Source organism: Enterobacter cloacae complex sp. CDL013 (assembly GCF_049238805.1).
Taxonomy (GTDB): domain Bacteria; phylum Pseudomonadota; class Gammaproteobacteria; order Enterobacterales; family Enterobacteriaceae; genus Enterobacter; species Enterobacter hormaechei_C.
Genome location: NZ_JBMKGT010000015.1, coordinates 1 through 22,148, shown reverse-complemented (window position 1 = coordinate 22,148; position 22,148 = coordinate 1). Strand labels below are relative to the sequence as shown.

Annotated in this window: 20 protein-coding genes and 1 riboswitch; of the genes, 10 read left to right on the top strand and 10 right to left on the bottom strand. The window is 54.7% G+C overall.

Annotation, left to right across the window (positions count from 1 at the left end; all coding sequences use genetic code 11):
* Positions 1–4 precede the first annotated feature (4 nt).
* Positions 5–778 carry an NAD(+) diphosphatase gene (nudC, locus tag ACOTXD_RS21410; protein WP_022650208.1) on the bottom strand — a complete coding sequence of 258 codons (774 nt, stop codon included), beginning with the start codon at positions 776–778 and terminating at the stop codon, positions 5–7.
* A gap of 95 nt (positions 779–873) precedes the next feature.
* Here nudC and ACOTXD_RS21405 point away from each other — a divergent pair, with 95 nt between their 5' ends.
* The 10 genes from ACOTXD_RS21405 to ACOTXD_RS21360 all read left to right on the top strand — a co-directional run bounded on the left by ACOTXD_RS21405 (position 874) and on the right by ACOTXD_RS21360 (position 9,660).
* A complete protein-coding gene (locus tag ACOTXD_RS21405) occupies positions 874–1,371 on the top strand; it encodes an Rsd/AlgQ family anti-sigma factor (RefSeq protein ID WP_022650207.1) in 498 nt (165 codons plus the stop codon).
* A gap of 54 nt (positions 1,372–1,425) precedes the next feature.
* A riboswitch (TPP riboswitch) is annotated at positions 1,426–1,535 on the top strand.
* A gap of 79 nt (positions 1,536–1,614) precedes the next feature.
* Positions 1,615–3,510 (top strand): phosphomethylpyrimidine synthase ThiC, encoded by a 1,896-nt coding sequence (thiC, locus tag ACOTXD_RS21400; RefSeq protein ID WP_022650206.1) that lies wholly within the window; start codon positions 1,615–1,617, stop codon positions 3,508–3,510.
* Positions 3,510–4,151 carry a thiamine phosphate synthase gene (gene thiE / locus ACOTXD_RS21395; RefSeq protein WP_058656559.1) on the top strand — a complete coding sequence of 214 codons (642 nt, stop codon included), beginning with the start codon at positions 3,510–3,512 and terminating at the stop codon, positions 4,149–4,151. The genes thiC and thiE overlap by 1 nt, the downstream gene beginning before the upstream one ends.
* On the top strand, positions 4,138–4,893 hold the full coding sequence (thiF, locus tag ACOTXD_RS21390) for a thiazole biosynthesis adenylyltransferase ThiF (protein WP_421766488.1): 756 nt from the start codon (positions 4,138–4,140) through the stop codon (positions 4,891–4,893). Before thiE ends, thiF begins: the two co-directional genes overlap by 14 nt.
* Entirely contained in the window at positions 4,877–5,077 is a 201-nt protein-coding gene (gene thiS, locus ACOTXD_RS21385) for a sulfur carrier protein ThiS (RefSeq protein ID WP_003862324.1), read from the top strand. The genes thiF and thiS overlap by 17 nt, the downstream gene beginning before the upstream one ends.
* 1 nt (position 5,078) lies before the next feature.
* Entirely contained in the window at positions 5,079–5,846 is a 768-nt protein-coding gene (thiG, locus tag ACOTXD_RS21380; RefSeq protein ID WP_022650203.1) for a thiazole synthase, read from the top strand.
* A complete protein-coding gene (gene thiH / locus ACOTXD_RS21375) occupies positions 5,846–6,973 on the top strand; it encodes a 2-iminoacetate synthase ThiH (RefSeq protein ID WP_022650202.1) in 1,128 nt (375 codons plus the stop codon). The genes thiG and thiH overlap by 1 nt, the downstream gene beginning before the upstream one ends.
* Before the next feature lie 339 nt (positions 6,974–7,312).
* A complete protein-coding gene (locus ACOTXD_RS21370; RefSeq protein WP_023315203.1) occupies positions 7,313–8,854 on the top strand; it encodes a sensor domain-containing diguanylate cyclase in 1,542 nt (513 codons plus the stop codon).
* Positions 8,855–9,034: 180 nt separating this feature from the next.
* Positions 9,035–9,343 carry a PTS sugar transporter subunit IIB gene (locus ACOTXD_RS21365; protein ID WP_421766487.1) on the top strand — a complete coding sequence of 103 codons (309 nt, stop codon included), beginning with the start codon at positions 9,035–9,037 and terminating at the stop codon, positions 9,341–9,343.
* Complete coding sequence (locus tag ACOTXD_RS21360) at positions 9,343–9,660, top strand: PTS lactose/cellobiose transporter subunit IIA (RefSeq protein ID WP_003862327.1); 318 nt, start codon at positions 9,343–9,345, stop codon at positions 9,658–9,660. The genes ACOTXD_RS21365 and ACOTXD_RS21360 overlap by 1 nt, the downstream gene beginning before the upstream one ends.
* Before the next feature lie 56 nt (positions 9,661–9,716).
* Here the strand turns inward: ACOTXD_RS21360 and rpoC are convergent, their stop codons facing one another.
* From rpoC to ACOTXD_RS21315, 9 genes are all read right to left on the bottom strand, one after another.
* A complete protein-coding gene (gene rpoC / locus ACOTXD_RS21355) occupies positions 9,717–13,940 on the bottom strand; it encodes a DNA-directed RNA polymerase subunit beta' (RefSeq protein ID WP_022650200.1) in 4,224 nt (1,407 codons plus the stop codon).
* Between the two features lie 76 nt (positions 13,941–14,016).
* Positions 14,017–18,045 carry a DNA-directed RNA polymerase subunit beta gene (gene rpoB / locus ACOTXD_RS21350; RefSeq protein ID WP_008503453.1) on the bottom strand — a complete coding sequence of 1,343 codons (4,029 nt, stop codon included), beginning with the start codon at positions 18,043–18,045 and terminating at the stop codon, positions 14,017–14,019.
* A 319-nt stretch (positions 18,046–18,364) separates the two neighbouring features.
* Positions 18,365–18,730: a 50S ribosomal protein L7/L12 gene (rplL, locus tag ACOTXD_RS21345; protein ID WP_002445276.1), complete on the bottom strand. Its 366-nt coding sequence runs from the start codon at positions 18,728–18,730 to the stop codon at positions 18,365–18,367.
* A 66-nt stretch (positions 18,731–18,796) separates the two neighbouring features.
* The gene (gene rplJ, locus ACOTXD_RS21340) at positions 18,797–19,294 is read right to left on the bottom strand and encodes a 50S ribosomal protein L10 (protein ID WP_003862338.1); all 498 of its coding nucleotides are present in this window, start codon (positions 19,292–19,294) and stop codon (positions 18,797–18,799) included.
* Positions 19,295–19,583: 289 nt separating this feature from the next.
* On the bottom strand, positions 19,584–20,288 hold the full coding sequence (gene rplA / locus ACOTXD_RS21335) for a 50S ribosomal protein L1 (RefSeq protein WP_006810530.1): 705 nt from the start codon (positions 20,286–20,288) through the stop codon (positions 19,584–19,586).
* Positions 20,289–20,291: 3 nt separating this feature from the next.
* Entirely contained in the window at positions 20,292–20,720 is a 429-nt protein-coding gene (rplK, locus tag ACOTXD_RS21330) for a 50S ribosomal protein L11 (protein WP_003862340.1), read from the bottom strand.
* A gap of 156 nt (positions 20,721–20,876) precedes the next feature.
* On the bottom strand, positions 20,877–21,422 hold the full coding sequence (nusG, locus tag ACOTXD_RS21325) for a transcription termination/antitermination protein NusG (protein WP_003862341.1): 546 nt from the start codon (positions 21,420–21,422) through the stop codon (positions 20,877–20,879).
* 1 nt (position 21,423) lies between these two features.
* The gene (gene secE / locus ACOTXD_RS21320; protein ID WP_003862342.1) at positions 21,424–21,807 is read right to left on the bottom strand and encodes a preprotein translocase subunit SecE; all 384 of its coding nucleotides are present in this window, start codon (positions 21,805–21,807) and stop codon (positions 21,424–21,426) included.
* A 227-nt stretch (positions 21,808–22,034) separates the two neighbouring features.
* A partial coding sequence (locus ACOTXD_RS21315; protein WP_000607214.1) for an elongation factor Tu occupies positions 22,035–22,148 on the bottom strand: 114 nt, incomplete at its 5' end.

Here is a 22,148-nt window from a genome sequence, read left to right as displayed (position 1 = left end):
AACACTACTCATACTCGGCCCGACACATTGCCACGGTATCTTCTATCAGGCGACGCGCCACCGTTCCCGGCGGGGGCAGCAGCGGTAAATCGTCGTAGCGATACCAGTTCGCCTCCAGCAGCTCTTTCTTATCGATAACAATCTCGCCGCTGTCGTATTCCGCCATAAACGCGGTCATCAGGGACATCGGGAACGGCCACGGCTGCGACGTCACATAGCGCAGGTTTTTCACCTTAATGCCGCTCTCCTCCATCACCTCACGCGCCACCGCCTGTTCCAGCGTTTCGCCGACTTCCACGAACCCGGCGAGGACAGTATGAATGCCGTTGCGATGACGGGTATGCTGCGCCAGCAGGATGGAATCATCACGGCGGATGGCGACAATGATGCACGGTGCGATTTGCGGATAGTAGCGTTCACGGCAGTGGCCGCAAAGCATTGCCCACTCGGTTTTGCTCGGGTGCATGGTGTGGCCGCAGTAGCCGCAGTATTTGTGCGAGCGGTAAAACTCCGCCAGCTGCACGCCGCGCCCCGCCAGCTGGAACAGGCCGACATCCCGATCCAACACCTGACGAACGGATCCCATATCCTGACGACGAGCCTGTAGGATCAACCATACCGGATCGCCCTGCCACTCGCCGATCCGCAGCGCAGGTTGGCCGACGAGATCGAAGATTTCTGCCGCACCGTAGGGTATCTCCCCACCGGGCAGCCACAACTTTTGCTCGTGACTGACGATCCACCAACCCAGATCTGATTTTTCAATAATACGATCCATATCTATTGCACTACCTTCGCTTCACTGACATGTTGTTAGCATTGTGGTTAAATTTTGGATAAGCAGATCCCATTCTAAACCTTATGGAGTCGACCATGTTAAACCAGCTGGAAAGCCTGACTGAGCGCGTTGGAGGAAGTAACACCCTGGTGGATCGCTGGCTACATGTGCGCAAGCATCTCCTTGTGGCGTATTACAATCTGGTCGGTCTTAAGCCTGGCAAAGAATCCTTTATGCGGCTGAACGAAAAAGCGCTGGATGATTTTTGTCAGAGCCTTGTCGACTACCTCTCCGACGGCCATTTCAACCTTTATGAACGCATTATCCGCGAAATGGAAGGGACAACGCCGTATTTAGCGGCCAGTAAACTCTGTCCGCTGCTGGAAGCCAACACCCAGCGGATCATGGACTACTACGATTCCGCGCTGGAGAACGCTATCGATCACGATAACTATCTTGAGTTTCAGCAGGCGCTTTCCGACCTTGGCGAAGCGCTGGAAGAGCGATTCACGCTGGAAGACAAGCTCATCGCCCTCGTGCTGGACAACAACCTGAATATCAGCACCAGCGATAACGTTGCGCGCCCTGCTTGAGTTCTTAATCGTTAACGAGTAATTTACAACCATTCGCCCCTCTGCGGAGGGGGATTTTTCTTGTCGGAGTGCCCAGTGTGAAAGCACGGGCTGAGACCGTTAATTCGGGATCCGCGGAACCTGATCAGGTTAATACCTGCGAAGGGAACAAGAGTCACACTGCTGTTGTATCGCCCCCCGGGCGATCCTCTCTTGCTTCATCCGTCGTCTGACAAGCCATGTCCTTCACTTTTGGAATGAGCTATGTCTACTGCAAAACTGACCCGCCGCGAACAGCGCGAACACGCACAACGCTTCATCGACACCCTGGAAGGCACCGCTTTCCCGAACTCGAAACGCATCTACATTTCCGGCTCGCAGGCCGATATCCGCGTCCCGATGCGCGAAATCCAGCTCAGCCCGACGCTTATCGGCGGCAGCAAAGAGAATCCGCAGTATGAAGACAACGAAGCCGTGCCGGTGTATGACACCTCCGGCCCGTACGGCGATCCTGATGTGGCTATCAACGTCCAGCAGGGTCTGGCAAAGCTGCGCCAGCCGTGGATAGAGGCGCGTAACGACTGCGAAGAACTGAGCGTACGCAGTTCTGCATACACCAAAGAACGCCTGGCCGACGACGGTCTGGACGCGCTGCGCTTTACCGGCCTGCTGACGCCAAAACGCGCTAAAGCGGGCAAATGCGTAACCCAGCTGCACTACGCGCGCCAGGGTATCGTCACGCCGGAGATGGAGTTCATCGCCATCCGCGAAAACATGGGCCGCGAGCGCATCCGCAGCGAAGTGCTGCGCCACCAGCATCCAGGTGAAGGGTTTGGCGCTCGCCTGCCGGAGAACATCACGCCGGAATTTGTGCGTGATGAAGTGGCCGCCGGGCGCGCCATTATCCCCGCCAACATCAACCACCCGGAATCCGAGCCGATGATTATCGGCCGCAACTTCCTGGTGAAGGTCAACGCCAACATCGGCAACTCAGCGGTGACGTCATCCATCGAAGAAGAGGTGGAAAAGCTGGTCTGGTCGACGCGCTGGGGCGCGGATACGGTGATGGACCTTTCCACCGGCCGCTATATTCACGAAACCCGCGAATGGATCCTGCGTAACAGCCCGGTGCCGATTGGCACCGTCCCGATTTATCAGGCGCTGGAGAAGGTCAACGGCATCGCCGAAAACCTCACCTGGGAAGCGTTCCGCGACACGCTGCTGGAGCAGGCGGAACAGGGCGTGGACTACTTCACCATCCACGCGGGCGTGCTGCTGCGCTACGTGCCAATGACGGCGAAACGTCTGACCGGCATCGTCTCGCGCGGCGGTTCCATTATGGCGAAGTGGTGCCTGTCCCATCATCAGGAAAACTTCCTCTACGAGCACTTCCGCGAAATTTGCGAAATTTGCGCCGCTTACGACGTCTCCCTGTCGCTGGGCGACGGCCTGCGTCCTGGCTCCATCCGCGATGCTAACGACGAGGCGCAGTTTGCCGAGCTGCACACGCTGGGGGAGCTGACCAAAATCGCCTGGGAGTACGACGTGCAGGTGATGATTGAAGGCCCGGGCCATGTGCCGATGCAGATGATCCGTCGCAACATGACCGAAGAGCTGGAGCACTGCCACGAAGCACCGTTCTACACGCTGGGGCCACTGACAACTGACATCGCGCCGGGCTATGACCACTTCACGTCAGGCATTGGGGCGGCGATGATCGGCTGGTTCGGCTGCGCCATGCTCTGCTACGTGACGCCGAAAGAGCACCTCGGCCTGCCAAACAAAGAGGACGTGAAGCAGGGACTGATTACCTACAAGATTGCCGCCCACGCGGCGGATCTGGCGAAAGGCCATCCGGGCGCGCAAATCCGCGATAACGCCATGTCCAAAGCGCGCTTTGAATTCCGCTGGGAAGACCAGTTCAACCTGGCGCTGGATCCGTTTACCGCCCGCGCCTATCACGATGAAACCCTGCCGCAGGAATCGGGCAAAGTTGCGCACTTCTGCTCCATGTGCGGACCAAAATTCTGCTCGATGAAAATCAGCCAGGAAGTACGCGATTACGCCGCCGCGCAGACCATTGAAGTCGGCATGGCGGACATGTCGGAAACCTTCCGCGCGAAAGGCGGTGAAATCTACCTCAAAAAGGAGGAGGCGTAATGTACCAGCCCGATTTCCCCTCCGTGCCCTTCCGCTTAGGGCTTTACCCGGTGGTGGACAGCGTGGGGTGGATCACCCGCCTGCTGGAAGCGGGCGTTCGCACCCTCCAGCTACGCATCAAGGATAAACGCGATGAAGAGGTGGAGGCCGACGTGATCGCTGCTATCGCGCTGGGACGTCGCTACCACGCCCGCCTGTTTATCAACGACTACTGGCGGCTGGCGGTTAAACACCAGGCGTACGGCGTGCATCTGGGACAGGAAGATCTGGAAACGACCGATCTCAGCGCGATCCGTGACGCCGGTCTGCGGCTGGGCGTCTCCACCCACGACGATATGGAGATCGACGTGGCGCTGGCGGCCCGCCCCTCCTACATCGCCCTCGGTCACGTTTTCCCGACGCAAACCAAACAGATGCCGTCCGCTCCACAGGGTTTGACACAGCTGTCGGCCCACGTTAAGCGCCTTGCCGATTACCCCACCGTTGCCATCGGCGGGATCAGCCTTGAACGTGCGCCCGCCGTGCTGGAAACCGGCGTCGGCAGTATCGCCGTCGTCAGCGCCATCACCCAGGCGGCAGACTGGCAGGCCGCCACCGCTCAGCTTTTACAACTGGCAGGAGCAGGCGATGAAAGATCGTGATTTTATGCGTTACAGCCGCCAGATCCTGCTGGAGGATATCGCCATCGACGGGCAGCAAAAGCTGCTCGCCAGCCGGGTACTGATTGTCGGCCTGGGCGGATTAGGCGCCCCCGCCGCGCTGTATCTGGCCGGTGCGGGCGTGGGTACGCTGGTACTGGCCGATGACGATGAAGTACACCTCAGCAACCTGCAACGGCAAATCCTCTTCACGACAGAAGATGTTAACCAGCCTAAGGCGCAGGTTACGCGCCAGCGGCTGAACCAGCTTAACCCCGATATCGAACTGGTTGCGCTCCAGACGCGGCTGAGCGGGGAAGATCTGCAACGCGAAGTTGCCCTTGCCGACGCGGTGCTGGACTGCACGGACAACATGGCGACGCGTCAGGCCATCAACGCGGCCTGTGTTGCACAGAACACGCCGCTGATCACCGCCAGCGCGGTCGGTTTCGGCGGGCAGATAATGGTGCTTACGCCGCCGTGGGCACAGGGCTGCTACCGCTGCCTGTGGCCTGACGAGGCTGAACCGGAGCGTAACTGCCGCACGGCAGGCATTCTGGGCCCGGTGGTGGGCGTGATGGGTACTCTTCAGGCGCTGGAGGCCATCAAGTTGCTCAGCGGCATAGAGACAGAACGCAACACGCTGCGGCTGTTCGACGCCCGCTCCAGCGAATGGCGTCATCTGGTGTTAAACCGCGCCAGCCACTGCCCGGTATGCGGAGGCCGCAATGCGCATTCTGTTTAACGATGAGCCGATGACGTGCGACGACGATCTTACCGTTGCCGCCCTGCTCGACACGCTGCGCCAGCTGAAGCCGGGAACGGCGCTGGCGCTCAATCAACAGATCCTGCCGCGCGAGCGGTGGGAACATCAGCAGGTCAATGAAGGCGACCAGATCCTGCTGTTTCAGGTTATCGCAGGGGGCTGAGATGTTACGTATTGCCGACAAAGTCTTTGATTCACATCTGTTTACCGGAACCGGAAAATTCGCCTCCCCGCAGCTGATGGTGGATGCCATTCGTGAGAGCGGCAGCCAGCTGGTGACACTGGCGATGAAGCGCGTGGATTTGCGTCAGCACAACGATGCCATACTTGCGCCGTTACTGGAGGCAGGCGTGACGCTCTTACCGAATACCTCCGGTGCGAAAACGGCCGAGGAAGCAATTTTCGCTGCGCAACTGGCGCGGGAAGCGCTCGGCACCCGCTGGCTGAAGCTGGAAATTCATCCGGACGCCCGCTGGCTGTTGCCCGATCCGATCGAAACCCTGAAAGCGGCAGAGAAGCTGGTGCAGCAGGGATTTACCGTCCTGCCCTACTGCGGTGCCGACCCCGTGCTGTGCAAGCGTCTGGAAGAGGTCGGCTGCGCGGCCGTAATGCCGTTAGGGGCACCCATTGGCTCCAACCAGGGACTGGAGACCCGCGCGATGCTGGAGATCATCATCGAGCAGGCGACCGTGCCCGTGGTGGTGGATGCGGGCATCGGCGTACCCAGTCACGCCGCGCAGGCGCTGGAGATGGGGGCCGATGCGGTGCTGGTCAATACCGCGATTGCGGTGGCCGACGACCCGGTGATGATGGCGCGTGCGTTCCGCCTTGCCGTGGAGTCCGGTCTGCTGGCACGCCAGTCCGGCCCTGGCTCGCGCTGCGTTCAGGCGCAGGCCACCAGCCCGCTGACCGATTTTCTGGAGGCGCTCTGATGGCTACCTTTACCGATCGCTGGCGTCAGCTGAACTGGGACGATATTGCCTTACGCATCAACAGTAAAACCTCTGCGGACGTAGAGCGGGCATTAACAGCCAAACATTTGACCCGCGAGGATTTGATGGCGCTGCTTTCTCCGGCAGCCGGCGCGTACCTTGAACCGATGGCGCAGCGCGCGCAACGCCTCACCCGCCAGCGTTTTGGCAACACGGTGAGCTTTTACGTGCCGCTCTATCTTTCTAACCTGTGCGCCAACGACTGCACCTACTGTGGTTTCTCCATGAGCAACCGTATTAAGCGTAAAACGCTGGATGAGCATGAGATCGCCCGCGAGTGTGCGGCTATTCGTGAGATGGGTTTTGAACATCTCCTGCTGGTGACGGGTGAACATCAGGGCAAAGTGGGGATGGACTATTTTCGCCAGCATCTTCCGGCCATCCGCCGCGAATTTGCCTCGTTGCAAATGGAAGTGCAGCCTTTGTCGCAGGAGGAATATGCGGAGCTGAAAACGCTCGGGCTGGACGGCGTCATGGTCTATCAGGAAACCTACCACGAGGCGACCTATGCCCGGCATCACCTGAAAGGGAAGAAGCAGGATTTCATCTTCCGGCTGGAAACGCCGGACAGGCTGGGGCGCGCCGGTATCGATAAAATTGGGCTGGGCGCGCTTATCGGTCTGTCCGACAGCTGGCGGGTGGACTGCTATATGGTGGCGGAGCATCTGCTGTGGCTACAGCAGCGCTACTGGCAAAGCCGCTATTCCATCTCTTTCCCGCGGCTGCGTCCGTGTACGGGAGGCGTTGAACCCGCTTCGCTGATGGATGAGCGCCAGCTGGTGCAAACCCTGTGTGCATTTCGCCTGTTCGCGCCGGAAGTGGAATTGTCGCTCTCCACGCGTGAATCACCCGCGTTTCGCGACCGCGCGATCCCGCTGGCGATCAATAACGTTAGCGCCTTTTCCAAAACGCAGCCGGGCGGTTACGCGGACGATCACCCGGAACTGGAACAGTTTGCACCGCACGACGGACGACGGCCCGAAGCGGTGGCGGAAGCCCTGACTGCCCAGGGGCTACAGCCCGTGTGGAAAGACTGGGATAGCTGGCTGGGAAGAGCCTCGCATTAGCGCTGAAACCGACTGCAAAAACGCGAAAAGGTTACGAGGCGGCTCGTAAGATCAAAACCGGGCGATTGAGGCGATCTGCCTGGTTTTCTTATGCTTTACCACGTCAGCAACGGACGCTGACCAGGGTGAAAATGCTTCTTCCTCGTTTCGCCCTGCCCTCCGCCTCTTAAACAAAATTTTAATCGATACAATAAATACGTCGTTTCTTATCTACGCTTAAGATAAATCATCTCGTCGGTAATCGCCTTCTGTATAATTTACTACCAGCAACCGGACAGCGACTATGCTGAGGGTATCGACAGACGCAACGCGTCTACCATCTGGATTGATGTACAACTCATGGCACTCCACAGTAAAAAGCTCTCTTTTACGCGGCCAATTATGGTCAGCTTCGCGGGGATCCTGCTCAGTTTTGCGCTGATCGCCATCCTGGTTATCCTTTCACAGAGAAAGGATTTTCTTGAGGATTATCATAAGATTAATGGTAACTTCACCCATAATCTGGCGGTAAACTATACCGAATCCATCCTGCGAGAAAATGACTATATTCTTGGTCGTGCTGCGATGTACTTCGCCCGTAACGACAGAGTAAATCAGACAATTAATATCGACCCGACACACGGTTTGCAGATGTTGATGCATTTGCAGAACCTGATGCCGACGGTGTCGTCTATCTCTCTGGCGGACACAGTAGGGCGCCATCTGCGCGCGCCGGAAGTGCTGCCAACGGAGAAGGGTAAGTCGTTCGACGCCCGGACCCGTCCATGGTTTATCGGACAAGCGGAAGCCAGCAACTTTCCTCACTACACCCGCCCCTATCTGGACTATTTTACCCAACATCCTACGGTCACTCTCTATAAGCCGGTCATTTCACCGGAAGGCCGCCTGAAGGGCACGCTCGCTTTCCATCTTGATTTAACGTCCATGGGGTATACCCTGCGCCAGATGGTGGCGCCGGTTCAGGGTGAGTTTTTTGTTGTGGAGCGTGACGGCGCTGTTGTGCTGCATCCGGACACGGGGGCGCTCTTTAAGCAGTACGTAAGCGAAGCGCTGATGGACCAAATGACCAGCGGCGAGGGCCATCTTTTCGACCCCAAAAGTAAAACCTGGTATTACTACTACTCTTTCACCAATCCGGACTGGTTTGTGATTTATCGGGTCTCCGATGCCACGCTTACCGTCATCACCCGGCATGAGACCACCGTCGTCGGCTGGGGATTTGCGCTGGCGGCAATCATCATCATTCTGTTTGGGCTTTACCTTCGTCATGCCTCGCGTTCTGTGCTGATGAACATTATCAATGCCATCAAAACCGGCGACGTCAACCAGGCGCCACGCCTTGAAGCGATGCTCAGCCATACCATTCGAACCAATAAAGAACGCGAGCTGGCCTATGTCCGTCAGGCCACCCATGATGCGCTGACAGGCTGCAAAAACCGCCGTGCGTTCGACAACGATGTGGATGAGCTGCTGACCGCCCATCAACCCTTCGTTCTGGCGCTGATCGACATCGATAACTTCAAGTCCATTAACGACACCTGGGGCCACCTGAGCGGGGATATTGTGCTGCGCAACGTGGCACGCGAAGGTATTCAGATCATGCAGCCGCACCACGTTCCCGTTTACCGCTACGGTGGAGAAGAGTTCGGCGTGATCTTCCCGGCCGAGCTGATGAACTCCGCGCACGCGCTACTGGAAGCCTGGCGCACCGCCGTTGAAAAGCGGACCTGGCGGGAAGAGAACCTGCGAGTGACCTTCAGCGCCGGGACGGGAGAGTGGCACTTCGAACCGCTGGAACAATTTATCGGTAGCGTAGATGAAGCGCTGTATACCGCTAAACAACAGGGTAAAAACCGCATCGTAAGCACGGCCAGCCGATAATACCCTTACTCAAATTCTACCCGATCTGACGGGCAGAATGCTCTCCGCGGTAAAATTGTAACCGGTTTCAGAAAAATGCCGATTTCTTTGTGATGCCTGACACACAATCGCGGTAAAGCGGTTGTTGAAGCAGTCTGCACGGGATAATTATCAATAAACACATGTAGATCGAGGCTGACTATGAAGAACATCGTTTTATGCTGTGCAGCGGGAATGTCAACCAGCATGCTGGTTCAACGTATGAAAGATGCCGCGCAGAAAAAAGGAGTCGAAGTAACCATTAAAGCCGTTCCGGTCGCGGAGTTCAAAGATAACATCGCGACGGCTGATATCGTATTACTGGGGCCACAGGTCAAATACGAACAGGCAAAACTCCAGGCGCAGGCCGATCCGCTCGGAAAAAAGGTCGCGGTCATCGACATGATGGATTACGGCATGATGAAAGGTGATACCGTACTGGAAAAAGCGCTCAAACTTCTGGAGTCATAATGGAAGACTTAGAAACCACGATCATGGAACTGCTGGTCAACGCAGGCGCGGCGCGCAGTGCGGCCCTGACGGCGTTGCAGATGGCGCGAAAAGGCGACTTTGACGAAGCCGAGAAAGCGATGGAAGAGTCGCGTGAATATGTGAAACATGCGCATACGATCCAGACGCAGCTTATCGGTCTTGACGAAGGGACAGGAAAACTGCCGGTTAACCTGATCACCGTTCACTCTCAGGACCACCTGATGAACGCGATGGTTATTCAGGATCTGGCGGGCGACATGATTGAGCTTTATCGACGCATCCCGCTGGTAAACTGAAAATGCAGATATAAAAAAACCCGCCGAGGCGGGTTTTTTATTTACGGCATCAACGATTACTCGTTGTCGGAACCGCCCAGACCTGCGTTCAGCAGTTCTGCCAGGCTCGCGGATGCATCTTCGGCAGTCACCTGCGGTGCAGCTGGCAGTTCGCCCGCTGCGCGACGACGCATACGATCCTGGTGGTACGCATAACCGGTACCGGCCGGGATCAGACGACCCACGATAACGTTCTCTTTCAGACCGCGCAGTTCATCACGTTTACCTGCAACAGCCGCTTCGGTCAGGACACGCGTGGTTTCCTGGAACGATGCAGCAGAGATGAAGGACTCGGTTGCCAGAGACGCTTTGGTGATACCCAGCAGATCGCGCGAGAAGGTCGCGCCAATTTTGCCGTTCGCTTCCAGATCGCGGTTAGCGATCTTAACGCGTGAGTATTCAACCTGCTCGCCTTCCAGGAAGTCGGAGCTGCCCGCGTTTTCGATGGTCGCTTTACGCAGCATCTGACGAACGATAACTTCAATGTGTTTATCGTTAATCTTAACGCCTTGCAGACGGTATACGTCCTGTACTTCGTTAACAATGTAACGGGTAACAGCATGCACACCACGCAGACGCAGGATGTCGTGCGGCGCTTCTGGACCGTCGGAAACCACGTCACCACGTTCTACGCGTTCACCTTCGAACACGTTGAGCTGACGCCACTTAGGAATCATCTCTTCGTACGGCTCGCTGCCATCTACAGGCGTGATAACCAGACGGCGCTTACCTTTGGTCTCTTTACCGAAGGAGATGATACCGCTGATTTCAGCCAGGATTGCAGGCTCTTTCGGACGACGTGCTTCGAACAGGTCCGCAACGCGTGGCAGACCACCGGTGATGTCCTTGGTACCGCCGGATTCCTGAGGAATACGCGCCAGGGTATCACCAGAGCTGATCTGTACGCCATCTTCCAGCTGTACAATCGCTTTACCCGGCAGGAAGTACTGCGCAGGCATATCGGTACCAGGAATCAGAACGTCGTTACCCTGCGCATCAACGATTTTCAGTGCAGGACGCAGATCTTTACCACCGGTAGTACGTTCAGCAGAATCCAGAACCACCAGAGAAGACAGACCGGTCAGCTCGTCGGTCTGACGAGTAATGGTCTGGCCGTCGATCATGTCAGTAAAGCGGATGAAACCACTTACTTCGGTGATTACCGGCATGGTGTGTGGATCCCAGTTTGCAACGGTTTCACCGCCGGCAACCTGCTCGCCATCACCTTTCGCCATAACCGCACCGTAAGGCACTTTATAGCTCTCTTTAGTACGACCGAATTCGTCGATCAGCTTCAGCTCGGTGTTACGGGAAGTGATAACCAGTTTACCGCTGGAGTTCACAACCGACTTCGCGTTGCTGAGCTTGATGCTACCTTTGTTTTTCACCTGGATGCTGGATTCAGCAGCCGCACGAGATGCCGCACCACCGATGTGGAACGTACGCATCGTCAGCTGTGTACCCGGCTCACCGATGGACTGTGCCGCGATAACGCCGATAGCCTCACCTTTGTTGATGATGTGGCCACGCGCCAGGTCACGACCGTAGCAGTGCGCACACACACCAAAGTCGGTGTCACAGGATACAACGGAACGCACTTTCACGGAGTCAACAGAGTTCGCTTCCAGCAGGTCACACCACTGTTCGTGCAGCAGGGTGTTGCGTGGAACCAGAATGTCTGCGGTGCCCGGCTTCAGAATGTCTTCCGCAGTCACACGACCCAGTACGCGATCGCGCAGCGGCTCTTTAACATCACCACCCTCGATAACCGGGGTCATGGTGATACCTTCGAGGGTGCCACAATCGTCTTCGGTGACGACCAGATCCTGCGCAACGTCAACCAGACGACGCGTCAGATAACCGGAGTTCGCCGTTTTCAGTGCGGTATCCGCCAGACCTTTACGCGCACCGTGCGTGGAGATGAAGTACTGGAGTACGTTCAGACCTTCACGGAAGTTCGCGGTGATTGGCGTTTCGATGATGGAGCCATCTGGCTTCGCCATCAGACCACGCATACCTGCCAGCTGACGAATCTGTGCCGCAGAACCACGCGCACCGGAGTCGGCCATCATGTAGATGCTATTGAAGGAGACCTGCTGCTCTTCTACGCCGTCACGGTTAATCACGGTTTCGGTTTGCAGGTTGTCCATCATCGCTTTGGATACACGATCGTTCGCCGCTGCCCAGATATCGATAACTTTGTTATAGCGTTCGCCTGCGGTTACCAGACCAGACTGGAACTGCTCCTGGATTTCAGCAACTTCAGCTTCCGCTTCAGAGATGATCTCGTGTTTCTTCTCTGGGATGACCATGTCATCGATACCAACAGATGCACCTGAACGCGCTGCATAAGCAAAGCCGGTGTACATTGTCTGGTCAGCGAAGATAACGGTCGGCTTCAGACCCAGAATGCGGTAACAGGTGTTCAGCATTTTGGAGATCGCTTTCTTGCCCAGCGCCTGGTTGACGATGGAGAAAGGCAGACCTTTCGGTACGATCATCCACAGAATGGCACGGCCAACGGTCGTGTCTTTCAGGCTGGTGTGCGCAACGAATTCGCCGTTTTCATCTTTTTCGTATTCGGTGATACGCACTTTAACGCGCGCATGCAGAGAGGCCAGGCCAGCACGATAAATACGCTCAGCTTCTTTAGGGCCAGTCAGCACCATGCCTTCGCCTTTGGCGTTAACACAGTCACGGGTCATGTAGTACAGACCCAGTACAACGTCCTGAGAAGGAACGATGATAGGTTCACCGTTCGCTGGAGACAGGATGTTGTTGGTAGACATCATCAGCGCACGCGCTTCGAGCTGGGCTTCCAGCGTCAGCGGTACGTGAACAGCCATCTGGTCACCATCGAAGTCGGCGTTATAGGCCGCACAAACCAGCGGGTGCAGCTGGATAGCTTTACCTTCGATCAGTACCGGCTCAAAGGCCTGGATACCCAGACGGTGCAGAGTTGGTGCACGGTTCAGCAGTACCGGGTGTTCGCGGATCACTTCGTCCAGGATATCCCAAACGACAGCTTCTTCACGCTCAACCATTTTCTTCGCGGCTTTGATGGTGGTGGCCAGGCCACGCAGCTCCAGCTTGCCGTAGATGAACGGTTTGAACAGCTCCAGTGCCATTTTCTTCGGCAGACCGCACTGATGCAGACGCAGGTATGGACCTACGGTGATTACAGAACGACCGGAGTAGTCAACACGCTTACCGAGCAGGTTCTGACGGAAACGACCCTGCTTACCTTTGATCATGTCGGCCAAAGATTTCAGAGGACGTTTGTTAGAACCGGTGATCGCACGACCACGACGACCGTTATCCAACAGGGCATCGACTGCTTCCTGAAGCATACGTTTTTCGTTGCGTACGATGATGTCCGGCGCAGCCAGATCCAGCAGACGTTTCAGACGGTTGTTACGGTTGATTACGCGACGGTACAGATCGTTCAGATCTGACGTTGCGAAACGACCACCATCCAGCGGAACCAGCGGACGCAGATCTGGTGGCAGAACCGGCAGAACGGTCAGAATCATCCACTCTGGTTTGTTACCAGACTGAACGAACGCTTCCAGCAGTTTGATACGCTTGGTCAGCTTTTTACGCTTGGTTTCGGAGTTGGTTTCGTTCAGCTCTTCGCGCAGAGTTTCACACTCTTGCTCCAGATCCATGCTCTTCAGCAGGGCCTGGATAGCTTCCGCACCCATCTTCGCGTCGAATTCGTCACCGAACTCTTCCAGCGCGTCCAGATACTGTTCTTCGGTCAGGATCTGGTTACGCTCCAGATTGGTCATCCCGCCTTCGATAACCACATAAGATTCGAAGTACAGAACACGTTCGATATCGCGCAGCGGCATATCCAGCAGCAGACCGATACGGGACGGCAGAGATTTCAGGAACCAGATGTGAGCGGTCGGAGACGCCAGCTCGATGTGGCCCATACGCTCACGGCGTACTTTGGTCTGGGTCACTTCAACGCCGCACTTCTCACAGATCACACCACGGTGTTTCAGGCGCTTGTACTTACCGCACAGGCACTCGTAATCTTTTACTGGCCCGAAAATACGCGCACAGAAAAGGCCGTCACGCTCAGGTTTGAACGTACGGTAGTTAATGGTTTCCGGCTTTTTAACTTCACCGAAAGACCATGAACGGATCATGTCTGGCGAAGCCAGAGCAATTTTGATCGCATCAAACTCTTCGGTTTTAGTTTGCGCTTTCAGAAACTTTAATAAGTCTTTCACGGATTTGCTCCCGTCGGAGTTAGCACACTCTGCTGTCGGGCGTTAACCCGACAGCAGTGACCTGTTTGAGCGAGAATTACTCGTCTTCCAGTTCGATGTTGATACCCAGCGAACGAATCTCTTTCAACAGTACGTTGAAGGATTCTGGCATGCCCGGTTCCATCTGATGGTTGCCGTCTACGATGTTCTTATACATCTTAGTACGACCGTTCACGTCATCAGACTTAACGGTGAGCATTTCCTGCAAGGTGTATGCTGCGCCGTATGCTTCCAGCGCCCACACTTCCATCTCCCCGAAGCGCTGACCACCGAACTGAGCCTTACCACCCAGCGGCTGCTGAGTAACCAGGCTGTAAGAACCGGTAGAACGAGCGTGCATCTTGTCGTCGACCAGGTGGTTCAGTTTCAGCATGTACATGTAACCTACGGTTACCGGACGCTCGAACTGTTCACCGGTACGGCCGTCAAACAGCGTAATCTGACCAGACGTTGGCAGACCCCCCAGTTGCAGCAGCTCTTTGATTTCAGCTTCTTTTGCACCGTCGAATACCGGCGTTGCAATTGGCATACCTTTGCGCAGGTTCTCTGCCAGACGCAGCACTTCTTCATCGCTGAAGGTGTTCAGGTCGACTTTCTGACGAACGTCGGTACCCAGATCATAGGCACGCTGGATGAACTCGCGCAGTTTCGCGACTTCCTGCTGCTGTTTCAGCATGGCGTTGATCTTATCGCCGATACCTTTCGCAGCCATACCCAGGTGGGTTTCCAGAATCTGACCGATGTTCATACGAGACGGTACGCCCAGTGGGTTCAGTACGATATCTACCGGCGTACCGTTAGCATCGTGCGGCATATCTTCGATCGGGTTGATCTTAGAGATAACACCCTTGTTACCGTGACGACCTGCCATCTTATCACCAGGCTGGATCTGACGTTTAACAGCCAGATACACCTTAACAATCTTCAGCACGCCAGGTGCCAGATCGTCGCCCTGAGTGATTTTACGGCGTTTCGCTTCGAGTTTTTTCTCGAACTCGTGTTTCAGTTCGTCATACTGCTCAGCCAGTTGTTCCAGCTGATTCTGTTTCTCTTCGTCGGTCAGGCCCAGTTCCAGCCAGCGATCGCGTGGCAGTTTGTCGAGCTTCTCAGCTTCAACGCCACCGGCAACCAGCACCGCATAGATACGGCTGAACAGACCTGCTTCGAGGATTTGCAGTTCTTCAGACAGGTCTTTCTTAGCCTGTTTGAGCTGCATCTCTTCGATTTCCAGCGCACGCTTATCTTTCTCAACGCCATCACGAGTGAAGACCTGAACGTCGATAACCGTACCGGAAACACCGTTTGGTACGCGCAGAGAAGAGTCTTTAACGTCAGACGCTTTCTCACCGAAGATAGCACGCAGCAGTTTCTCTTCTGGCGTCAGCTGGGTTTCACCTTTCGGCGTCACCTTACCTACCAGAATATCACCGCCGGTGACTTCCGCACCGATGTAAACAATACCGGATTCATCCAGTTTGGAGAGCGCAGCTTCACCCACGTTAGGGATGTCGGCAGTGATCTCTTCTGGCCCCAGCTTGGTGTCACGGGACACACATGCCAGTTCCTGAATGTGGATGGTGGTGAAACGATCTTCCTGAACCACACGCTCTGAGACGAGGATGGAGTCTTCGAAGTTGTAACCGTTCCACGGCATGAACGCTACGCGCATGTTCTGACCGAGCGCCAGTTCACCGAGGTCGGTGGACGGACCATCTGCCAGCACGTCGCCGCGCTCAACTGGCTCACCCAGAGACACACATGGCATCTGGTTGATACAGGTGTTCTGGTTAGAGCGGGTGTATTTGGTCAGGTTGTAGATGTCGATACCCGCTTCGCCCGGATACATCTCGTCTTCGTTAACTTTGATAACGATACGGGATGCGTCAACGTACTGAACGGTACCGCCACGCTTAGCAACTGCTGTAACACCGGAGTCAACGGCAACAGCACGTTCCATACCGGTACCAACCAGCGGCTTGTCAGCACGCAGAGTTGGAACGGCCTGACGTTGCATGTTCGCACCCATCAATGCACGGTTGGCGTCATCGTGTTCCAGGAACGGGATCAGGGACGCACCGACGGATACCACCTGCTGAGTGGATACGTCCATGTAGTCAACCTGGTCGCGGCTGAACAAGCTGGATTCGCCTTTGCTACGGCAGGTAACCAGATCTTCTACAAAGTGGCCTTCGTCATCCAGGTTGGAGTTCGCCTGAGCGATAACGTAGTTGCCTTCTTCGATAGCAGACAGGTAATGAATTTCGTCAGTAACAACACCGTCGGTCACTTTACGATACGGGGTCTCGAGGAAACCGTATTCGTTCGTCTGTGCGTACACGGACAGGGAGTTGATCAGACCGATGTTTGGACCTTCAGGCGTTTCGATTGGACATACGCGACCGTAGTGAGTCGGGTGTACGTCTCGAACTTCAAAGCCTGCGCGTTCACGGGTCAGACCGCCTGGGCCGAGTGCGGAGATACGACGTTTGTGCGTGATCTCAGACAGCGGGTTGTTCTGGTCCATGAACTGAGACAGCTGGCTGGAACCGAAGAACTCTTTCACTGCCGCAGAAATCGGCTTGGCGTTGATCATATCCTGAGGCATCAGGGTATCCAGATCGCCCAGAGACAGACGCTCTTTCACCGCACGCTCTACACGTACCAGGCCAACGCGGAACTGGTTTTCCGCCATTTCGCCTACGGAACGGATACGACGGTTGCCGAGGTGGTCGATATCGTCCACTTCGCCTTTACCGTTACGGATATCGATGAGCTTCTTCATCACTTCAATGATGTCGTCTTTGCTCAGGATACCGGAACCTTCGATTTCGTCGCGCAGCAGAGAACGGTTGAACTTCATACGACCAACCGCGGACAGATCGTAGCGGTCTTCGGAGAAGAACAGGTTCTCGAACAGGCTTTCAGCCGCTTCGCGAGTTGGTGGCTCACCAGGACGCATCATGCGGTAGATTTCGACCAGCGCGCTCAGACGATCGTTGGTTGGGTCGACGCGTACAGTCTCAGAGATGTACGGACCGTGGTCCAGATCGTTGGTGAACAGCGTTTCGATACGTTTGTGGCCAGCCTGGCTCAGCTTAGCCAGCAGATCCAGGCTCAGCTCCATGTTCGCCGGGCAGATCAGCTCGCCAGTTGATTCATCAACGTAATCTTTCGCGGCTACTTTTCCTGCAATGTATTCAACCGGAACTTCGATGTGTTTGATATCATCTTTTTCCAGCTGGCGGATGTGGCGCGCGGTGATACGGCGACCTTTTTCCACATACACTTTGCCGTCGGCTTCGATGTCGAACGACGCGGTCTCACCACGCAGACGTTCCGGCACCAACTCCATCTGCAACTTGTTGTCGCGGATTTCAAAGATCACTTTCTCAAAGAACAGGTCCAGGATCTGCTCAGTGGTATAGTTCAGTGCACGCAGAATGATGGTTGCAGGCAGCTTACGACGACGGTCGATACGGACAAACAGGTTGTCTTTTGGATCGAATTCGAAGTCCAGCCATGAACCACGGTAAGGAATGATGCGTGCGTTATACAGTACTTTACCGGAAGAGTGCGTTTTACCTTTATCGCTGTCGAAGAAGACGCCCGGGCTACGGTGCAGCTGGGAAACGATAACACGCTCAGTACCGTTGATAACGAAAGTACCGTTGTCCGTCATGAGTGGAATTTCACCCATGTAGACTTCTTGTTCTTTAATATCTTTTACGGTGCCTTCCGGCGCTTCGCGCTCGTAGATCACCAGACGCAGTTTTACGCGCAGCGGTGCGGAATAGGTCACGCCACGGATCTGACATTCCTGAACGTCAAACACCGGTTCGCCAAGGCGGTAGCTGACGTACTGCAGCTCGGAATTACCGCTGTAGCTCTGAATCGGGAACACGGAACGGAAGGCTGCTTCCAGGCCGTACTGCCCTTCAGGATCTTGCTCGATAAACTTCTGGAACGAGTCAAGCTGGATAGAAAGGAGATATGGAATGTCCAGAACTTGTGGACGTTTACCAAAATCCTTACGAATACGTTTTTTCTCGGTATAGGAGTAAACCATAGGGTTCCTCAGCTCGCTGACAAGTCGACCCATCTGTCCGACGAAGGGACAGTTTGTGCAACACCATTTTGTGGACCGGAAAATTGAATACTTTCCGCAATACCTGTTGCTATCACGCTTAAACCATTTCATTGCGATTTACACAGAGCGAGCACCCTGTCGCAGTATATTAAGTCGTCGATAGAAACAAGCATTGTCAGGACAACCAGCAGTCAAACAGTGTGAAATGCTGCTGATGCCTTACAGCGCAAAAAGGCTGGTGACTAAAAAGTCACCAGCCATCAGCCTAATTGCTTAGGCTGCAACCAGAAAAGTTGGCTTATTTAACTTCAACTTCAGCGCCAGCTTCTTCCAGAGATTTTTTCAGTGCTTCTGCGTCGTCTTTGCTCACGCCTTCTTTCAGCGCAGCTGGAGCAGATTCTACCAGGTCTTTAGCTTCTTTCAGACCCAGGCCAGTTGCGCCACGTACTGCTTTGATTACAGCAACTTTGTTCGCGCCAGCAGCTTTCAGAATTACGTCGAATTCAGTTTTTTCTTCAGCAGCTTCAGCCGGGCCCGCAGCTACAGCTACAGCAGCAGCAGCAGAAACACCGAATTTTTCTTCCATTGCAGAAACCAGCTCTACAACGTCCATTACGGACATAGCTGCTACTGCTTCAATGATTTGATCTTTAGTGATAGACATTTAAATTGTTCCTGAAAATCAGAATAAGTTTATACGTAAGCAAATGCTTTATAAAGATAACTGCGATTAAGCAGCTTCTTTCGCATCGCGTACAGCAGCCAGAGTGCGAACCAGTTTGCCAGCCGCAGCTTCTTTCATGGTTGCCATCAGGCGTGCAATTGCTTCTTCGTAGGTCGGCAGGGTTGCCAGGCGATCGATTTGCGATGCCGGGATCAACTCACCTTCAAAGGCTGCAGCTTTGACCTCAAATTTTGCATTCGCTTTCGCGAACTCTTTGAACAGACGAGCAGCAGCGCCCGGGTGTTCCATAGAGTATGCAATCAGGGTCGGACCAACAAACGTGTCTTTCAGGCACTCGAACTGAGTACCTTCAACTACGCGACGCAGCAGGGTGTTACGAACAACACGCATGTATACGCCAGCTTCACGACCTGCTTTACGCAGTTCAGTCATTTTGTCTACAGTAACGCCACGGGAATCCGCAACTACTGCAGACAGCGCGCCTTTGGCTACTTCGCTGACTTCAGCAACAATCGCTTGTTTGTCTTGAAGATTTAAAGCCATTAGCTTTGCTCCTGGATGTTTGCCGGAACTCATGTTCCGGAACTCACTTCACTCGACCCAACGGGAAGAGCGTCTTAATACGGTGAGCAGAAACAAGCCAGAGTATTTAAAATAATCTTAGCGTTCTGTCACCGTCTACGCAGGGGATTAAGTTTCTTGCGAAACACCTGCGGTCTTCGACGGAGGCCTGGATAGGCCAGGCTCCAACGAACAATTCTTTTAGCCGCTAACTTTTGTTAGCAAACGTGGGGGTAAGATTGTAGACAAAATCACCGCCCACGTAAAGGCATTAGTTTGCAGCAGCGCTCAGGCCAGCCTGGTCAACTGCAACACCTGCACCCATGGTGGTGGAGATGCTAACTTTCTTGATGTACACGCCTTTCGCCTGAGTTGGTTTTGCTTTTTTCAGCGCAACCAGCAGAGCTTCCAGGTTTTCTTTCAGTTTGTCAGCGTCAAAGTCCACTTTACCGATGGTGGTGTGGATGATGCCGTTTTTGTCGTTACGGTAACGAACCTGACCTGCTTTAGCGTTCTTAACCGCTTCAGCAACGTTAGGGGTTACAGTACCCACTTTCGGGTTTGGCATCAGGCCGCGTGGACCCAGAACCTGGCCCAGCTGGCCAACAACGCGCATTGCATCTGGAGAAGCAATAACAACGTCAAAGTTCATTTCGCCTTTCTTGATCTGATCAGCCAGATCTTCCATGCCTACCAGTTCAGCGCCGGCAGCTTTAGCAGCTTCAGCGTTTGCACCCTGAGCAAATACAGCTACGCGTACGGAACGGCCAGTACCGTGTGGCAGTACAGTTGCGCCACGAACGTTCTGATCGGATTTACGAGCGTCGATGCCCAGGTTAACGGCAACGTCAACGCTTTCAACGAACTTAGCGGTAGCCAGTTCTTTCAGCAGAGCGATAGCTTCGTTGATGTCGTACTGTTTGGTCGCATCAACTTTGTCACGGATCACGGACATGCGCTTGGTCAGTTTAGCCATTTCTTAGTCCTCCACTACCAGGCCCATGGAACGTGCAGTACCTTCGATGGAGCGAGTCATCGCTTCAATGTCGGAACCAGTCATGTCGGCAGCTTTGGTCTGCGCGATTTCCTGCAACTGAGCGCGGGAAATTTTACCCACTTTGTCTTTGTTCGGCTTACCGGAACCAGACTTGATGCCCGCTGCTTTCTTCAGCAGAACTGCTGCTGGAGGGGTTTTGGTAACGAAAGTGAAAGAACGGTCAGCGTAAACAGTGATTACAACTGGGATTGGCAGACCTTTCTCCATGGATTCAGTTTTGGCGTTGAACGCTTTACAGAATTCCATGATGTTCACACCCTGCTGACCCAGAGCTGGACCAACTGGTGGACTTGGGTTCGCCATACCTGCTGCAACCTGCAGCTTGACGTAGGCTTGTACTTTCTTAGCCATTCTAAAATCCTCTGATTGGGTAATAACGCCTCGGAGAGGCTCCCCGTGAATAAAATTCGTTTTACGGGTCGGAACCCATAAAAACAAAAGGCGCGAAATTGTATTCCAATCTCGCGCCCTGTGCAACGATTAAATCGTCGCTTTTTTGATCGCTGCTTAGGCTTTTTCTACCTGAGCAAAGTCCAGCTCTACCGGGGTCGCACGACCAAAGATAGAAACGGAAACTTTCAGGCGGGACTTCTCGTAGTCCACTTCTTCGACGACGCCATTAAAGTCAGCAAACGGACCGTCGTTAACACGAACCATCTCACCCGGTTCAAACAGCGTTTTCGGACGCGGTTTGTCACCCACCTGCTGGAGGCGGTTCATAATCGCATCAACTTCTTTGTCGCTGATTGGCGCCGGACGGTCAGATGTGCCGCCGATAAAGCCCATCACGCGTGGTACGCTGCGCACCAGGTGCCAGCTCGCGTCGTTCATCACCATCTGAACCAGCACGTAACCCGGGAAGAATTTACGTTCGCTTTTGCGACGTTGGCCGCCACGGATCTCAACCACTTCTTCGGTCGGAACCATAACTTCGCCAAATAACTCTTCCATATTGTGTAATTTGATATGCTCACGCAGCGACGTAGCTACGCGGCCTTCAAAACCGGAAAACGCCTGAACGACGTACCAGCGCTTTTTAGGGGCTTCAGACATCTCAGAACCTCAGGCCAGTGATAAAGGATACCAGGCGAACCAGAATACCATCCAGTCCCCACAGGATCAGTGACATTACAGCGGTTACCGCCGCTACAATCAGCGTGGTGTGCAATGTTTCCTGGCGAGTCGGCCAAATGACCTTGCGGACTTCGGTACGCGCTTCGCGGGCAAACGCAACGGTCGCTTTGCCTTTCGTCGTCAACAGCGCGACACCACCCGCCGCAGCAATCAGAATTACCACTGCAAGCGCGCGTAGCGGCAGCATCATGTCACGATAAAGATAGTTGCCGACAATCGCCACAATCAGCAGCACGGCTACAACTACCCATTTCATCGCTTCCAGGCCGCGCCCGCTCCCTTGAGCTTCGGTATTCGCACTCATAAACCAACCTGTCAGAAGTATTCTACAAACATTTTCACCCCGCGAGTGCGAGGCAAACCAATCGAAATGCTATTCGCTTTTCGTATTATACGCTCTCCGCAGAGCCTGTCTCAGCAATGATTATGACAAAATTAATCACTGATGAGCCAGGTTCTGATGTGAAAGCGTGCAAAAAGGGCATCAAATGATGCCCTTTTATTGCGCATTGCGTCAAATGTTATCAGCGATTAGCCGAGAACTTTAGCAACAACGCCCGCGCCAACGGTACGGCCGCCTTCACGGATTGCGAAACGCAGACCGTCGTCCATCGCGATTGGGTGGATCAGAGTCACAACCATCTT

Coding starts and splice junctions, on each gene's coding strand:
- nudC (WP_022650208.1), bottom strand. CDS start 778: ATGGATCGTATTATTGAAAAATCAGATCTGGGTTGGTGGATCGTCAGT.
- ACOTXD_RS21405 (WP_022650207.1), top strand. CDS start 874: ATGTTAAACCAGCTGGAAAGCCTGACTGAGCGCGTTGGAGGAAGTAAC.
- thiC (WP_022650206.1), top strand. CDS start 1,615: ATGTCTACTGCAAAACTGACCCGCCGCGAACAGCGCGAACACGCACAA.
- thiE (WP_058656559.1), top strand. CDS start 3,510: ATGTACCAGCCCGATTTCCCCTCCGTGCCCTTCCGCTTAGGGCTTTAC.
- thiF (WP_421766488.1), top strand. CDS start 4,138: ATGAAAGATCGTGATTTTATGCGTTACAGCCGCCAGATCCTGCTGGAG.
- thiS (WP_003862324.1), top strand. CDS start 4,877: ATGCGCATTCTGTTTAACGATGAGCCGATGACGTGCGACGACGATCTT.
- thiG (WP_022650203.1), top strand. CDS start 5,079: ATGTTACGTATTGCCGACAAAGTCTTTGATTCACATCTGTTTACCGGA.
- thiH (WP_022650202.1), top strand. CDS start 5,846: ATGGCTACCTTTACCGATCGCTGGCGTCAGCTGAACTGGGACGATATT.
- ACOTXD_RS21370 (WP_023315203.1), top strand. CDS start 7,313: ATGGCACTCCACAGTAAAAAGCTCTCTTTTACGCGGCCAATTATGGTC.
- ACOTXD_RS21365 (WP_421766487.1), top strand. CDS start 9,035: ATGAAGAACATCGTTTTATGCTGTGCAGCGGGAATGTCAACCAGCATG.
- ACOTXD_RS21360 (WP_003862327.1), top strand. CDS start 9,343: ATGGAAGACTTAGAAACCACGATCATGGAACTGCTGGTCAACGCAGGC.
- rpoB (WP_008503453.1), bottom strand. CDS start 18,045: ATGGTTTACTCCTATACCGAGAAAAAACGTATTCGTAAGGATTTTGGT.
- rplL (WP_002445276.1), bottom strand. CDS start 18,730: ATGTCTATCACTAAAGATCAAATCATTGAAGCAGTAGCAGCTATGTCC.
- rplJ (WP_003862338.1), bottom strand. CDS start 19,294: ATGGCTTTAAATCTTCAAGACAAACAAGCGATTGTTGCTGAAGTCAGC.
- rplA (WP_006810530.1), bottom strand. CDS start 20,288: ATGGCTAAACTGACCAAGCGCATGTCCGTGATCCGTGACAAAGTTGAT.
- rplK (WP_003862340.1), bottom strand. CDS start 20,720: ATGGCTAAGAAAGTACAAGCCTACGTCAAGCTGCAGGTTGCAGCAGGT.
- nusG (WP_003862341.1), bottom strand. CDS start 21,422: ATGTCTGAAGCCCCTAAAAAGCGCTGGTACGTCGTTCAGGCGTTTTCC.
- secE (WP_003862342.1), bottom strand. CDS start 21,807: ATGAGTGCGAATACCGAAGCTCAAGGGAGCGGGCGCGGCCTGGAAGCG.